This window comes from Desulforhopalus vacuolatus (assembly GCF_016918505.1).
Lineage (GTDB): Bacteria > Desulfobacterota > Desulfobulbia > Desulfobulbales > Desulfocapsaceae > Desulforhopalus > Desulforhopalus vacuolatus.
This window is the reverse complement of record NZ_JAFFPZ010000002.1, coordinates 178,711-193,856: the sequence shown is the minus strand read 5'-3', so window position 1 is coordinate 193,856 and position 15,146 is coordinate 178,711. Positions and strand designations below refer to the sequence as shown.

The window sequence follows — 15,146 nt, the reverse complement described above, 5'->3', positions numbered from 1 at the left end:
ATAATTCCAAAGAAAAAGCCCCTTTCCGTAAGGAAAGGGGCTCAAAAATATTTCAACATTCACACGACCGTTGTCTTTTATCCGTGATCCTCATCGGCACGGGTATAGCAGCAGGTGTAGGGATTAATAGTCAAGACCGGGCAGGCCGCATTACGAACAACTTTGGCAGCTACAGAACCGAACATGATTTTCTCCAGCCCTTTGTATCCGTGGGTTCCCATAATAACCATGTCAGCATTAATTGCAGAGACATAGTCAACAATTTTTTCACTTACGTCACCCATGAAGACCTTGAAAACAAGGCTTTTTACACCCGCTTTGGTTGCGTCTCCCTCAAGTTCTTTGCAAAACGACTCCATCTTGGTTTCCGCGCTCTTCAACAGTTCGCCTTCAAGATTCGGCAGTGTCATCTGCGGCACGAAGAAACCGGAATAATCTTCAAAATTCTGCACTACAAAAACGAGATGCATCTCCGCCCCGAATTTCCCGGCAATGTAGGCCGCAGATTCTGCAATCGTTTTGGAGTTATCAGAAAAGTCAACCGGAGTTACCACTTTTGTAATTTCGTGTATCATACCGTCCATAGACACCTCCCGCTTTGAGATGAAGGGCACCGGGCAGGCACCGCAGTGGCGCCTGTTCCCGAAACCTTGATGAGGGGACGTTGATAGAAGACAACGTCTTCAAGTCAGTCATCCTTACCTCTTTCTTATTTGTCAGTATTCCACACTTCCTGCAAAAATTCAAATATTTCCACTGCTGTTTCCAGTTGTTTTTCCACGTATTTCATCTGCTGCGGTTCCTTTCTTCAATAATCAGAAAAATCAGGCTCCAGGAAACTGTCAGAGAAGCTCCTGATACCCCCTTTCCCCCACGATAAACCGCACATAAAACGGCGGAAAGTCACCCTGTCAAACCTGGCCTCACAAAAAGTGGAAGAGAGAGATCTGTCAATGGTTATGGGAACCTTATGCCATTCCGATTAAGTTGTGACCTCACTAAATGCCATTTTCACTTTCTATTGGCGAATTCAAAGGCAGGGGGATGGGAGACAGGAGAAAGGAGACGGGAGACAGGGAAAAGCAAAAGACGGAACAGCGAAAAACTTTTTGCCAGCGAATAAAAGATCTAAACATGCGAATAAAGGCAAAATAATTTGAGACTAAATATTTTGTTGAATTAAGGAGAGAAAGACGGAAGAAAGGGGGAGTCAGGAGAAAAAAAAGGCCATATCTACGGTATAGAGCTTTGAGCGTATTGTGCTCTACCGCAGATATGGCCTCGAACTACAAATAATCTGGTGCGCATGTTTCATATTACCCGAGAATCAAGGTAGGCAGCCACAACACTATCTGTGGGAAGATCATACACAATACAAGAACGGTGAAGTTAATCATGACAAAAGGAATGACTGATTTATATATATCTCCCATGCCGATTCCTACAGGTGCTATCCCCTTTAGGTAAAATAATGCGAAACCATAGGGAGGAGTCTGAACGGCTATAAGAATGTTGAGAATCATCAGTACGCCAAACCAGATTGGATCATATCCGAATGATACAGCAATGGGGGTAAAGAGTGGTGCACACATAAGAACAATAATAAACTCATCTATAACGAATCCAAGCAGCAGCATGATGACCTGGAACATCATGATGATCATGATGGGCGGTAAATCAAGATTTACAGCAAAGTCTGACACCATGGACTGTACTCCCATCAACAGATGAAAGTTGCTGAATACTGACGCCCCGAAGATGATCCACATTGCTACACTGACGAGTAAAGCTGTCTGCAGGCCAACCTCGAGAAACATTTTTACTTTGAATCGTTTAAATAATATAGAGAGGACGACAGCACCAACAACACCAATTGCACCTGATTCTGTGGGAGTGGCAATTCCTGAAACAATACTTCCCAGTACAGCAACAATAAGCATCATTGCAAGAAAACCGTCACGGGCAATAGACAACTTTTCGACGAATGGCTTCTTTTGGTTTATTGTATCTGCTGCAGTGAAAGGTGCTTTTTGGGGAGAAATTCTACAACTGATAACAACATATAATATCATTAAAACGACTGTAACCAGGGCAGGCATCATGGCGCCAATAAACATTCGTCCAATTGAATTATGGGTTGATGCTGCAAACATAATCATTGGTATGCTGGGAGGAATAAGGATACCCAGACCACCACCGGCCATAATGACGCCCATGGCCAGATTTTTGTCATACCCCCTGTCCAGCATTGGTTTTAACGCAATGGAACCTGATGTCATAATACCTGCACCAATAATGCCTACCATTGCACCAATCATGGAACAAACAATAATAACACTGACAGCAAGTGAGCCTCTGATTTTGCCGATCAGCAGCTGGCTTGTGTCAAACATCGCATCACCAATTCCGGATTTGGTGAAAAATTGTCCCATATAAATATAGAGAGGAATGGCCAACAGTATGAAACTGAAGTAGGTACTCTCAATTGTTGTTGGAATGATGTTAAAAACGGCATCCCCCCAGGTGAGATAGCCTATCCCCATTGCAATACCACCGAGAGCCAGAGCAACAGGGGCACCAAGAGCAAAAAAGATACAAATACATAAAAGAAGAACACCAGTAAGAGCTTCAATTCCCATTATAGTTCTCCCTTTTTCAGCAAATCGGTCCCCGTGCAAAGGTAAAAAATATCAACGATCATATCTCGTACTAATTGAGCAATAAACAGAGTGCTGCCGACAATCGTCATAATCCAGAAGTGGTGCATATAAGGTGCCCACTCACTTTGTCTGCGTGTACCAAATTTAAATGCATCGACCAGCTTTTCCTGACATATATAAACAATCAGGACCAGGAAAAAAATCCCAAGAGAATACGATATCAGATTAAATATTCGTTTCGTTCTGGGGGAAACTCTGACATAGAGTATATCTACAACAATATGAGCCCGTTTCTGATGTGCATACGCTCCACCCAGAATGGCAATATAGCCAAAAAGGAAAAGAGACAAATCAAAAGCCCATACTGTTGGTTTATTGAGGAAGTAACGAGAAAAAACTTCAGAAGCAACAATGAGGGCAAGTACGGGCATCATATACGATGCAGCATACCCCGCCAGCATAGCGATAAAATCAATTTTTTTACAAAATCCACGTAAAAATGACAACAACATAATAACACCCATTAAAATTATAGAGGATGAGCCTTGTGCAAGGCTCATCCTCCCAATATTTCAAACCACTGATATGTTATTATTTCTTGTTCTTTTTCATTACTTCGATAAGCTGTTTACTGTATTTGTCTTCATTTGCGTACTCGCCCCAGAGTGATTCGCCTGCCGCAGTCCAGGCAGCTTTATCTGCATCGCTCGGCTCCGGGCTCCACAGAAGGCCTTTGCTTTCCATCTCGGTGACAGCTTCAGATTCCCACTTTCTGGACATTTCCAGTTGTGCTTTTGCATGCATAACAGTGGCTTTCATAACTACCGCTTTAAGATCATCAGACAGTTTGTTCCATGCCTTTTGATTAACAAGGATTGGCAGAACCTGTGCCCCTGCAAGGGGTAACGGGTACATATAGGTTGCAACTTCAACATGGTTACCATCACGGTGATCAATCATATTACTTCCGATAGCTCCATCAATAACGCCAGTAGCTAAACTGGTGTAAATTTCACTCCAGGCAAGAGAAACAGGGGAGGCCCCCAGCTTACGAAGGAATTTTCCATACGCACCTGGTGCACGAATCTTGAGACCTTTAAAGTCCTCAACAGAATTGATTTTTTTCTTGGTTAAAATGTAAACTGGTGGCTGAATGTATGGCTCCAGTCGAACCAGTCCATGTTCACCATAGGCTGTATCAAGAATAGGTCCCCAGCCTTTGTCATGAAAAAGAGAGTAGAGCTCATCTGTGTCACTTGTACCACCCGGGAGGCCAATCTCAACAATACCGGCCGGTAATTCACCAGCATGCATGGATTGGAAAGGAGCCACCATTGTGAGAAGACCGCTCTTGCAGGCACTCAGCATACCGCTGGTTCCAACACCTTCACCTGCAAATAAAACCTGAACTTTGATTTTGCCATCAGACATTTCGTCGATATTTTTCCCCAGATCTTCATAGAGTGCTCCAAAGGCAGTTCCTCGGCCATACAAATTTCCAAAGCGCCAATTATGCTCTGCGGCAGCTACATTCGTAGCGCATACAGCAAGGCCCAGGCCCACTGCAATTGCTGAACTGAGGAATTTACTCGTCATGATTTTAAAGTTTGGCAGCATTTGTTACTCCTTGTAATTGGTTGTAGGGGTAAATCGCAAACGTTACTTTATAGAGAGATCGAATAATCCCCCTCTTTCTGGTGACAGTCAAAAATGTATCCTCGGAGGTACGCGCCAGACTCCAGGTAAGCGCTAGACTCCGTGGTCAAAGCTATACCGGTGATAAACGATGAGCCGGTATACGTACCTTCACGAAATTCTTTTCAAAAAAACACGGAAATAATTTCTACGGTACTCATAGATCTGCGGTACATTTCCTCCTGTGCCATATTAAAGTCAAGGAAACCGGATTGTTTCATGATGTGCTCATGCAAGAGGAGATATTGGGCTAAAATTAAAACGTAACCTTCTCACAAAATACTGATTTTCCGTATTTTTTTTACAAGATACGAGTCTGGGAATTTTTCTTTCCATGCCTTGATCAGGCATGAAGAAATCAGGCCAGATCGAAGCCTTTTTTAAAGATCCACTGACCTTGAACATGCTAATATCATGCCAAACGAACAAAGGTGTTATTACCCCGCCGGGTATTGAAGTTTCATATTACACATCACAAGCTGGTTGTAAGGACCTTTTATTAACACGTTAGCATTAACCAGAGTACCCGCCAGATTACTGTGAAATGTGTTTTTTGTTTATATTTCAAGTAATTACAAGCACATATATTTTTTTCTTTGAAAAAAAATTTGTACGTTTTTGATATTTTTAATGTCACGATATTTCATATTTGTAACATTAGAGACATCGTCCATTTACCAGCAGGTTCTCCTCCTGCAGCCTCCAGCGTGGCATCCATCGGAGCCAGGCATCAGACTCCGATATCAAAATTATGGGCGGGTACATTTAACGAATGCAGGCTGTTTCAAGGTACCCTTTCTTCGACAAGGAGAACACTCTGGCTTAACCCACCTCTTTTACTCCACGGTGCACTGCGATGGAACCGCACATGAAACGGCGGTAACTCACCCTGTCGAACCCGGCCTGACGAAAAATGGAAGAGAGTGTTTCGGCATCGTGAAAAGCCAGGGTAGAACCCGTGAGATAGGCGTACGCATCTTCATCGCCAGCCAGCATCCTGCCGAGCAGTGGGATACCGAAGCGGAGATAGAGGCGGATAAAGGGATAGAGCAGATTTTTCCGTGGCGGGGTGGTATCAAGACAGACAACCCTGCCCCCCGGTACCAGCACACGATGAACCTCGCGCAGAACCTTGAGAGAGTCATCCACATTGCGCAGAAGATAACCAAAGGTAACCGCCTCAAAGCTGTTGTCGGCAAAAGGGAGCGCGTTGGCATCGCACACCTGCCAGCTGATACGTGAAGAGGGAAACCGCCGCTTTGCTTCGGCAAGCATCCCGGCGGAGAAATCTCCGCCGATAACCTCGCAGCGCGGGTGACTGACAGCCATAAGGGCAGCGATGTCACCGGTCCCCGTGGCAAGATCGAGAACCTTTCCCTCTCCCGGATCACCAGCCTCGGCTACCACGTGGCGTCGCCAGCGCTGGTCCTGACCAAAGGTCATCACTCGATTCATCAGGTCGTAACGACCGGCGATAGCATCGAACATATTGCGTACTGCCGGTCCCCGGCCCTGGTTTGTCTCTTTATTTTCTGTCATGAGTTGCAGGAGTCCTTCTCTCAGCAGGGTGCGAATCCCGGAGTACGCGGAAATGGAATAGTTTCACGAATGTTGCTCATGCCGGTGACAAACTGCACGAGGCGTTCAAAGCCAAGGCCAAAGCCCGAGTGAGGGGCAGAACCATAGCGGCGCAGGTCAAGATACCAGTCATACTCTTCAAGAGACAGCCCCGCCTCTTTCATCCGGGCTTCCAGCACTTTCAGGCGCTCCTCCCGCTGGCTGCCACCAACGATTTCACCGATCCCGGGCACGAGAATATCCATGGCAGCGACGGTGCGGCCATCATCATTCATGCGCATATAAAACGGTTTGATGGCAGCGGGATAGTCGGTAACGATGAGCGGACAGCTGAACACCTCCTCGCAGAGATAGCGTTCATGCTCCGACTGCATGTCGATTCCCCACTTCACCGGATAGTCAAAGGAGCGGCCGGATTTTTCCAACAGCTCAATGGCCTCGGTGTAGGGGAGATGGACAAAATCTTTTTCCACCACCGATTTCAATTTCTCCAGCAGTCCCTTTTCAATAAAGTTGTTAAAAAGCTGCATATCCTCAACGCAGTGTTCAAGGACATCCGCGATGAGATACTTGAGCATATCACCGGCAACCTCCATATTGCACTGCAGGTCACAGAAAGCCATCTCTGGTTCGATCATCCAGAATTCGGCAAGGTGGCGCGAGGTATTGGAGTTTTCCGCACGGAAGGTGGGGCCGAAGGTATAGACGTCTCCGAGAGCCATGGCATAGACTTCAGCCTGAAGCTGTCCGCTCACCGTCAGCCCTGCAGGGTGACCAAAGAAATGGCTTTCACTGCCGTGTTCATGCCCGGTGCGCACCTGAAACATCTCTCCCGCCCCTTCGCAATCGGAGGTCGTGATGATCGGGGTATGGAGGAAAATAAAATCACGTTCCTGAAAAAAATTGTGCACTGCGTATCCAAGACGCGAACGCACTCTGCCAACGGCACCGAGGGCATTGGTACGCGGCCGCAGATGGCTCATCTCCCGCAGGAATTCAAAGCTGTGTCGTTTTTTCTGCAGGGGATAATCAGGACATGAAACGCCCACCACCTCTACCGAAGTGGCATGCATTTCCACCACCTGTCCTTGAGCCGGGCTCTCTTTCAGTTCACCGGTAATCTGCAGGCTGGCTCCGGTGTTGAGGGTTTTGATGTCGCTGTCATAGTTGGCCAGAGAGGCATCGGCAATCACCTGCAGACCGCTCAGGCAGGACCCGTCGTTAAGCTCGAGAAAGGAAAAGCCACCGGTATCACGACGGGTGCGGAGCCAGCCGCAGAGGGTGAGAGTCTCACCGAGGGGCGGTTTATTCAGAATGTTTTTGATGCGCAACTTCATGATTCACCTTGAGAAGATAATCCTGTCGAACATTTGAGAGAGCGGCAAAGAGAGAGGCCCTCGCCTGCGGCTCCTCCGCATAAAATTTATCAAGGAAACGACGAACCCGCTCGCGGCGGGTCTCTTCGGCAAAAGGACAGAGGTTGCTCACCGGCTGCAGTTTCCAGTCGACGGCCAGAGCCCTGACATTGGTTTTATCAAGATAAGCCATCGGCCGAACAAGGGCAAGAGTCCCATTGAAAAGCTCCTGCTTCGGAAGCATGGTGGAGAGACTCCCGCAGTAAAAGGCGTTCAGCATGAAGGTTTCAATAAGGTCATCCCGATGATGACCGAAAGCGATTTTACTGCAGCCGTATTTTTCCGCGAGATCAAAAAGCTGGCTGCGACGATGGCGCGCGCAGAGGAAACAGCTTCGCTCTCCGGGGAGTTCCCGTTCCGCATAAATCTCAAGGGAGAGACCAAATTTCGCCAGCTGAGGGGCAATGGTGTTTTCAGGGCCGCCTCCCCCCGTGTAACCATGGTTAATATGAACACACTGCAGTTCAAAGGTGATGGGAGCACGGGCCTGCCAGATCTTGAGTATTCCGGCAAGGACAAGGCTGTCCACCCCGCCGGAGACGGCCAGCAGAATACGGTCCCCCTCTTCAAACATGGCATAATCGTGCATGGCTCGGCCGAGTTTACGACGCAGCTTTTGGGGAATGGTTTGTTTCATTCTTTTTCAGATAAAAAAAACCCGCCTCCCCTTACGGGCCGGGCGGGATTAAAAGTTATTTACTCCTGCGGATCACAAGACCTGCGGATCACAAGAATTACTTCAGGTATGGACACTCTCCAAGACGCTCTTCGAGTCCCTGCCTGAGGAGTTCCTGCGCTGTTATCCAGCGAAAACCGCGTTTGCCCATCTTGCTGGAGAAAATATTTGACAGAAAAGATTCCTGAGTCTCACGAAAGTCGGCAGTCCAGAGGACAGCACCGGTCGGAGCATAAAAAAGAGCCATTTTGAAAGAGGCGGAAGCCGGTGAGTCAACGGAATATTCACTTCCGACACGTTCACTGTAATACTCCAGGTGAGTGAGAAGTACACCGTCACATCCGGTCTGTTCACCAATAGCGGCAATCGCTCCAGAGCGCCCGTGGATTATCTCGGGGGGAAAGCCCCCGGCCTGACGGGAAGAGACGAGCTCAATATTGGGTCTGTCAGCGAGAAGAAGAGTCATCTCACTGGTGGCAAAAGCTGCTCCTTTTTGCAAATCCTGCAGGGGTAAATCAACATCCTCTCCCCCAGCCATCACGGGCATTACCGCAATACACTTCAATGGCTTTAATGCCCTCGGACTCTCTTTCTCCGGTGTGGCACAGCCTGAGATTGCCAGCAGAGCAACAACCATCAAAAGACTCACAATATTTGTTTTCACTTTCCCCCCTTTTCCCCGCCCCCGGCAGGGATTCTTTTCATTGTCCCAGGCCCTGCTCAGACCCTGGGTAAGCTGCCGGTCAAGAGTCTGTGGAAGTTCTCCACCCCTGTGTTTAGAGCAGTGGTTCCCTGCTGCAACGCTGTGGGGAACATCGAATAATTGTCCATCTTCTTTGTTACAATAAAAAAATCTTCCTCGGAGGTAAGCGCCAGACTCCGATATCAACCACCAGCCACAAACCCTGCGGTACATTTCTTCCTGTGCCTCGAATATGAACGAAATACAATATTATTCAAGGTACCCCTATTTTCAACACGTCTTACAGACATCCCTTGGAGGACATAACTCTACCGTCGGCAAGCGGTGTTACCGCCTCTGCGAGAGCCCGGCCGAACGCCTTGAAGACTGCTTCTATAATATGATGTCCGTTCTCGCCATGGAGTAAATCAATGTGCAGGGTAATCCCGCCATGCTGACAAACGGCCCGGAAAAATTCCTTCGACAGCATGGTATCAAAGCTTCCCAGCATCGGTTCCCGAACCGGTGCTTCATAGTGCAAAAAGGGGCGATTGGAGAGATCAAGTACAACTCGAACAAGCGTCTCGTCCATGGGCAGAGAGAAACTGCCATACCTGGTAATACCGGCCTTGTTACCAAGGGCCTCACTCAATGCCTGTCCGAGACAGATACCAATGTCCTCAACCGTGTGATGCCCGTCCACCTCGATATCCCCGTCTGCGTGAAGCTTCAGATCGAAGGAACCGTGAACAGCGAAAAGGGTTAGCATATGGTCAAAAAAGGGAATTCCGGTAGACAGGTCATACCGGCCATTACCGTCAAGGGTAAAGGAGAGATCGATATCTGTCTCGCTGGTCTTTCTTTTAATTTCTGAGTGTCGCATTCTTTATATTGTGATATCCTGTTTTTATTGGCTTTGAAAGGAACCGGTTCGCAACCTCAAAGTGAAGTCGCCACTCTTCACCTTTACCATTTCCTGCCAAAAAAGTACAATAATTTGTACGAAGGTTCTGGTGCTTTGAATTTTGAGGGTAAAGAGCTGTAAAAAAAGAACATCACCTCGTTTTTTAATTGACAGAAGCTTAATCATTTGGTAAACAGTCTACCTGTTTTTTACAAGAAGCAAGCGGGAATAACTCAGTGGTAGAGTGCAACCTTGCCAAGGTTGAAGTCGCGAGTTCGACCCTCGTTTCCCGCTCCAAATATTTGAAAAGGTTCGACATGTTCGAGCCTTTTTTTTTATCATGTTTCATCAGTTGAGGATTAAAATGAAAACCTATCTTACTCCGGTTGACGAAATTCAGAAGGAGTGGCTTACAGTTGATGCTGAGAATAAAGTTCTTGGTCGTCTTGCCACTGAGATCGCCCACCGCCTGCGTGGAAAAAATAAGCCCACATTTTCTACATTTATGGACAATGGTGACTTCGTTGTAGTTACCAATGCTGATAAAGTTGCCCTCACCGGCAAGAAATGGGACGATAAAAAATATTATCGTCATACCGGCTACATTGGCGGCATTAAGGAAACCAGTGCAAAAGAACTTCGTGAGAAGCATCCCGAAGATCTTATTATCAATGCGGTAAAAGGGATGTTGCCAAGAAATAAACTTGGCCGGGCACAACTGAAGAAACTCAAAGTTTACGCCGGTCCTGAGCATCCGCATGCCGCTCAGAATCCCACCGTATTCGATATTTAATTCTGGAGACAAGATATGGCTCAAGATAAGTTTTACGCCACTGGAAGAAGAAAAAGTGCAGTCGCCAGAGTCTGGCTGGTTCCTGGAAACGGTAAAGTAACCGTGAACAAAATGGAAGCAGTTGAGTACTTTGGAGCAATTTTCAAAGATCATAAGGTTGTTAAACCTTTTGTTGTGACTGATACCACTGAACAATATGACGTTATCGCTACTCTCAAAGGTGGCGGAAAATCTGCTCAAGTTGATGCTCTCTCTCATGGAATTTCCCGTGCACTGCTGGAAGTAGACTTGGAGAATCGTCTTCCCCTGAAGCAATCCGGTCTGCTTACCCGCGACCCGCGGCAGAAAGAAAGAAAGAAATATGGACAAAAAGGCGCCCGTGCCAAGTTCCAATTTTCCAAGCGTTAATCTGCTGGAAAATGCGGGCTGCTGCATTATACTGATGAAGCCGGGGGGAATGACGAATGTCATTCCCCTTTTTCCGTTCTCTTTTCCGCTAATACACTGTGGCAACACATTTGATACTGCCCTGATGGAAATTCCCGAGGAAAACAGCCATGACACGAGTTGGAATAATTGGAGCATCCGGTTATACGGGTGCAGAGCTGGCGAGAATCATCTGCTCTCACCCTGAATTTGAAATAACCCTTGCCACCTCAAGGAAATTTGCAGACAGGAAGCTCGCAGAGGTATTCCCACATCTGCGGAATCTGGTTGATATTGTCTGCGACGGGAGTACTCCGGATACCTGGGCGGAAAAAGCAGACGTCTTCTTTACCGCAGTCCCCCACCAGACGGCGATGGATGTAGTTCCTCCGCTGCTGGACGCCGGAAAGAAAGTAGTCGATCTGTCAGCGGATTTTCGCATCCATGATCAGGCAACCTATGAAGAATGGTATGTGCCGCACAGTTCCCCCCAACTCCTTGAGAAAGCAGTTTACGGCCTGCCGGAACTCTATCGAGACAAAATTGCGGGGGCACAGCTGGTAGCAAATCCCGGATGCTATCCAACCTCCATCATTCTCGGGCTGACTCCGCTGCTCGAAGCTGGCGCGATTCTTCCTTCCCCTATCATTTCTGACAGTAAATCCGGAACGACTGGAGCAGGACGCGGGCTGAATCTCGGCTCACTCTTCTGCGAAGTACATGACGGTTTTCGTCCCTACAAAGTCGGCCGGGCCCACCGCCACATCCCTGAGATTGAACAGGAGCTGACCCTGCACGCAAAGGAGAAGATCACAATCTCTTTCACTCCCCATCTTCTCCCCATTGCCCGGGGAATCCTCAGCACCATCTACACCCAGCTTACGCCGGGTTTTGATGCTGCACAACTGCAAAATATCCTTGAAAAACGCTACTCGGGGGAACGCTTCGTTCGTGTCCTTCCCAGTGGCCAATACCCTGCCACCCAAAACGTCCGGGGCTCCAACTGCTGCGACGTTGCCGTAGCCTTTGACAAGGTAACTCAGCGCGTAGTCGTTATGTCCGCCATCGATAATATTGTCAAAGGTGCATCCGGCCAGGCAATCCAGAATATGAACCTGATGTGCGGCCTGCCGGAAGGCAGCGGCCTTGAAGGTGCACCCTTTTTCCCCTGATGACAGAGCTGCAGTTAAGGCGTATACGTCTCACCATCGCCTATGATGGCACGCGATACTGTGGATGGCAGCGGCAGAAAAATGGCCGCTCCATCCAGCAGGAAATTGAGACCTGCCTCCGCACCATGACTCGAACAGAAATTAATCTTCACGGGGCAGGCCGCACCGATGCGGGTGTGCATGCAGAGTCCATGACTGCCCACTTCGACTGCACGTCCGGCATTACGAACGCTCGCTTCCTGTATGGGCTGAACTCCATGCTTGCAGGGGATATACGGATCCTTACAGTAGAAACCTGTCCCGCCGAGTTCCACGCCCGGTTTTCCGCAAAAGGGAAGTGTTACCAGTATCACCTCTGCACTGCCCTTATACAGCCACCTACCCGGCGTCTCTATTCACTCCATGTCACAGCAGCACTCGACCTTTCTTCCATCTCCAGATGCCTTGGCGTGCTTGAAGGTGAACATGATTTTGAATCCTTCGAGAACACCGGTACCCGGGACAAAAGAATCGTCACCGGCCGGGGAGCAGTGCGAACCATCAATTCAGCACGGATATTCACAGCAGACAGCACACACCTTATTTTTGAATTTATCGGGGATGGTTTTTTGAAAAATATGGTGAGAAATCTTATGGGAACTCTGCTGGATGCAGGGAGAGGGAAAATCAGCTCAGCAGATTTTGCGAAAATTCTGCAGGCGAAGGACAGATCAGCAGCAGGAGTAACGGCCCCCGCCCACGCTCTTTTTTTAAAAAAGGTATTCTATTGAACTATTGAAGAAGACCTTGAAACAGCCTGCATTCGTTCATATTCGAGGCACAGAAGAAAATTTACCGCAAATCTCATTTGATATGGGAGTCTGGCGCGTATCTCCAGGGATATTTTGTTAACTGTAACAAAGAAAATGGGCGATTATTCAATGTTCTCTGAAGAAATTCGCCTCAGCGTTTCTTCTTCAGAGCTGAGTAGCGTGCAAGAAGTGACTGCAGCTTCCATGGACTTGAAAGACAAATCTGGGAGTCTTCACAAAGGGTCATAACATCGCAGAAATTGATAAATTCTGCCAGGAGATCAGTCATCTCAAGGTCTTTACGCTGAATAATCCGCAACTGCCTCTGCATATCCACTCCTTCAATATGCAGTCCCTTGAGCCAGGCATACTCGACTTCCCGGCAGATGGAGAGTGAGGAAAGACAGGCAATACCGGCCCCCGACTCCACCGCCCTCTTCACGCCCTCGGGATGACCGACTTCCATAACAACATTGACATCCTTCATGTATGCTCCGAAACGTTCGCGAATAGTAGCCATGGTTCCGGAACCTGTCTCGCGCATAATCCACTTGCGCCCCTTCAAATCTTTCTTGATATTAAATACGTCATTGTTTACCAGTGGGTCAGACGCTCCGCAGAGAACCACCAGCTCATCCTTGAACCACGGCTGCCATAACAGTTCTTCACTGTCAGACAGATGCCCTTCAACAAAGCCGATATCCATCTCTTTAAACAACACCAGTTTCTCAGCTGCACGAGTATTGTAGACAAGCAGATTGACATGAACGCCTGGGTGCATCCTGGTAAATGCACCGATCAGATAGGGCATGATATAGTTGCCCAGCGTCGTGCTTGCCACCATATTGATAACACCTTCAAGGCTGTCGTTTTTTTCCGACATGGCCGCCTTGATGTCAGCAATCTGGGATGCAATTTCTTTCGCCTGTGGAAGGAGATATCGGCCGCGTTCATTGAGAATCAGACTTCGCCCATGACGATCAAAAAGGGAACCCCCGAGCTGGTTCTCCAATTCTGCAAGAGCCATGCTGACTGCGGACTGGGTCACAAAAAGTTTCTTGCTTGCCTTGGTGACCTGGGCTGTTTCTGCTACCGCTATAAAAATTTCAAGTTGCCTTAAAGTGATAGACATTTGCCCCCTCAAGTGGTATAATCCGTTCACTATAAATGATGTTTAATATTTATATTTCTTTAAAAGATAGCACATTCAGCAACTTTCACAACCGTTTTCCGTTTCCTCCACTGATACAGTTTCATGAGTTTTCATGAGAAAAAGAGAGGGAAAAAGGGTTATGAAATAATAGCGTTTTTTTTAAAAAAAGGGCTATATAGGGCTTGTTTGTTTTATGAATCCTGGACAGGCAATACTTTCTTCAGGGTTTTTAATATTCAGTATCGACTGGGAGATTTTTGTCATGGAGTCACAAGTAGCTTTCATGTATCCAGAACTCGTACTCTGGATTAGTGGATTCAGCCTTGGAGGTCTGGCATTCGCCCTCGGCCCTATTGCTATTGTTTACCTTTTCATGCCATCCGGGAAAACTCGAAATATCAGTGAAAAGACATCCCAGGCTGTCGAATGTGGCATGGCTCCCATTGGGGACAGCTGGATTCGTTATAATGTGGTTTTTTACCTCTATGCGCTTATATTCCTCGCCTTTGATGTTGATGTCCTTTTTCTCTTCCCCGTAGTACAGGCTTACGATAATGCCATCTTCGCCGGAGGATGCAGGGATTTCATTGAAATAGTTATTTTTGTGGGAATTCTTTCTCTTGCAATCATTTATTCATGGACTAAGGGAGTCTTCAAGTGGGAAAGGAAAATATACCTGAATCGGTAGTCCAGCTGGCTATCGCCGATGACATTATAAAAATAGGTCGTGCAAATTCACTGTGGCCGCTTACCTTCGGAATTGCCTGCTGTGCCATTGAAATGATGGCCACCGGTGGATCCCGCTTTGATATGTCCCGTTTTGGAGCTGAGGTATTCCGCCCCTCACCAAGACAGGCTGACCTTCTGATTATCGCGGGAACAGTAACGAAAAAGATGCAACCCGGGATTAAGACACTCTATGATCAGATGCCGGAACCGAAGTGGGTTATGGCCATGGGTAATTGTGCAATTTCGGGAGGCCCCTTCGCAATCAAAGAAAATTACAACGTGGTGCTTGGTGCAGACACTTTTCTTCCAGTAGATATTTACGTACCCGGTTGCCCGCCGCGCCCCGAGGGTCTGCTTCAGGGAATAATTGAACTGGAGGAGCTGGTCTCAGACTGGAAGCGCTTCAAAGACCCGGAAAAAGCTCATTCCCGCCAGCCGTCCATTCGGGCGCAGGCAGATAAGGAAGTTTGAT

The 15,146-nt window shown here is 47.7% G+C and carries 16 protein-coding genes and 1 tRNA gene; 7 read left to right on the top strand and 10 right to left on the bottom strand.

Features of this window, described 5'->3' with window-relative positions; all coding sequences use genetic code 11:
* Positions 1 to 77: 77 nt before the first annotated feature.
* The 9 genes from JWG39_RS02525 to hisB form a co-directional block, all read right to left on the bottom strand.
* Positions 78 to 584: a universal stress protein gene (locus JWG39_RS02525; RefSeq protein ID WP_240191946.1), complete on the bottom strand. Its 507-nt coding sequence runs from the start codon at positions 582 to 584 to the stop codon at positions 78 to 80.
* A gap of 732 nt (positions 585 to 1,316) precedes the next feature.
* A complete protein-coding gene (locus JWG39_RS02520; protein WP_205217779.1) occupies positions 1,317 to 2,639 on the bottom strand; it encodes a TRAP transporter large permease in 1,323 nt (440 codons plus the stop codon).
* The gene (locus JWG39_RS02515) at positions 2,639 to 3,220 is read right to left on the bottom strand and encodes a TRAP transporter small permease subunit (protein ID WP_205217778.1); all 582 of its coding nucleotides are present in this window, start codon (positions 3,218 to 3,220) and stop codon (positions 2,639 to 2,641) included. Before JWG39_RS02515 ends, JWG39_RS02520 begins: the two co-directional genes overlap by 1 nt.
* Before the next feature lie 31 nt (positions 3,221 to 3,251).
* Positions 3,252 to 4,277 carry a TRAP transporter substrate-binding protein gene (locus JWG39_RS02510; protein WP_205217777.1) on the bottom strand — a complete coding sequence of 342 codons (1,026 nt, stop codon included), beginning with the start codon at positions 4,275 to 4,277 and terminating at the stop codon, positions 3,252 to 3,254.
* Positions 4,278 to 5,177: 900 nt separating this feature from the next.
* Entirely contained in the window at positions 5,178 to 5,894 is a 717-nt protein-coding gene (gene ubiE / locus JWG39_RS02505) for a bifunctional demethylmenaquinone methyltransferase/2-methoxy-6-polyprenyl-1,4-benzoquinol methylase UbiE (protein WP_205217776.1), read from the bottom strand.
* 20 nt (positions 5,895 to 5,914) lie between these two features.
* On the bottom strand, positions 5,915 to 7,270 hold the full coding sequence (gene asnS, locus JWG39_RS02500) for an asparagine--tRNA ligase (protein WP_205217775.1): 1,356 nt from the start codon (positions 7,268 to 7,270) through the stop codon (positions 5,915 to 5,917).
* Positions 7,239 to 7,985 (bottom strand): tRNA 2-thiocytidine biosynthesis TtcA family protein, encoded by a 747-nt coding sequence (locus JWG39_RS02495; protein ID WP_205217774.1) that lies wholly within the window; start codon positions 7,983 to 7,985, stop codon positions 7,239 to 7,241. Before JWG39_RS02495 ends, asnS begins: the two co-directional genes overlap by 32 nt.
* A gap of 97 nt (positions 7,986 to 8,082) precedes the next feature.
* On the bottom strand, positions 8,083 to 8,688 hold the full coding sequence (locus tag JWG39_RS02490) for a hypothetical protein (protein ID WP_205217773.1): 606 nt from the start codon (positions 8,686 to 8,688) through the stop codon (positions 8,083 to 8,085).
* A 319-nt stretch (positions 8,689 to 9,007) separates the two neighbouring features.
* Positions 9,008 to 9,589, bottom strand: coding sequence for an imidazoleglycerol-phosphate dehydratase HisB (gene hisB / locus JWG39_RS02485; RefSeq protein ID WP_205217772.1), 582 nt, complete (start codon positions 9,587 to 9,589; stop codon positions 9,008 to 9,010).
* A 243-nt stretch (positions 9,590 to 9,832) separates the two neighbouring features.
* Between hisB and JWG39_RS02480 the strand changes: the two genes are divergently transcribed.
* From JWG39_RS02480 to truA, 5 genes are all read left to right on the top strand, one after another.
* Positions 9,833 to 9,907: transfer RNA gene (locus JWG39_RS02480), tRNA-Gly, on the top strand.
* Positions 9,908 to 9,974: 67 nt separating this feature from the next.
* Complete coding sequence (rplM, locus tag JWG39_RS02475) at positions 9,975 to 10,403, top strand: 50S ribosomal protein L13 (RefSeq protein WP_205217771.1); 429 nt, start codon at positions 9,975 to 9,977, stop codon at positions 10,401 to 10,403.
* Between the two features lie 15 nt (positions 10,404 to 10,418).
* On the top strand, positions 10,419 to 10,811 hold the full coding sequence (gene rpsI, locus JWG39_RS02470; protein WP_205217770.1) for a 30S ribosomal protein S9: 393 nt from the start codon (positions 10,419 to 10,421) through the stop codon (positions 10,809 to 10,811).
* 149 nt (positions 10,812 to 10,960) lie between these two features.
* Positions 10,961 to 12,001: an N-acetyl-gamma-glutamyl-phosphate reductase gene (gene argC, locus JWG39_RS02465; protein ID WP_205217769.1), complete on the top strand. Its 1,041-nt coding sequence runs from the start codon at positions 10,961 to 10,963 to the stop codon at positions 11,999 to 12,001.
* Complete coding sequence (gene truA / locus JWG39_RS02460; protein WP_205217768.1) at positions 12,001 to 12,771, top strand: tRNA pseudouridine(38-40) synthase TruA; 771 nt, start codon at positions 12,001 to 12,003, stop codon at positions 12,769 to 12,771. The genes argC and truA overlap by 1 nt, the downstream gene beginning before the upstream one ends.
* A gap of 172 nt (positions 12,772 to 12,943) precedes the next feature.
* On the opposite strand, the gene JWG39_RS02455 is transcribed toward truA, so the two are convergent.
* Positions 12,944 to 13,924: a LysR substrate-binding domain-containing protein gene (locus JWG39_RS02455; RefSeq protein ID WP_205217767.1), complete on the bottom strand. Its 981-nt coding sequence runs from the start codon at positions 13,922 to 13,924 to the stop codon at positions 12,944 to 12,946.
* A gap of 304 nt (positions 13,925 to 14,228) precedes the next feature.
* Between JWG39_RS02455 and JWG39_RS02450 the strand changes: the two genes are divergently transcribed.
* Together JWG39_RS02450 and JWG39_RS02445 are read left to right on the top strand one after the other, a co-directional pair.
* On the top strand, positions 14,229 to 14,633 hold the full coding sequence (locus JWG39_RS02450; RefSeq protein ID WP_240191945.1) for an NADH-quinone oxidoreductase subunit A: 405 nt from the start codon (positions 14,229 to 14,231) through the stop codon (positions 14,631 to 14,633).
* Positions 14,603 to 15,145 (top strand): NADH-quinone oxidoreductase subunit B, encoded by a 543-nt coding sequence (locus tag JWG39_RS02445; RefSeq protein WP_338032169.1) that lies wholly within the window; start codon positions 14,603 to 14,605, stop codon positions 15,143 to 15,145. The genes JWG39_RS02450 and JWG39_RS02445 overlap by 31 nt, the downstream gene beginning before the upstream one ends.
* The last annotated feature ends 1 nt before the right edge of the window (position 15,146 follow it).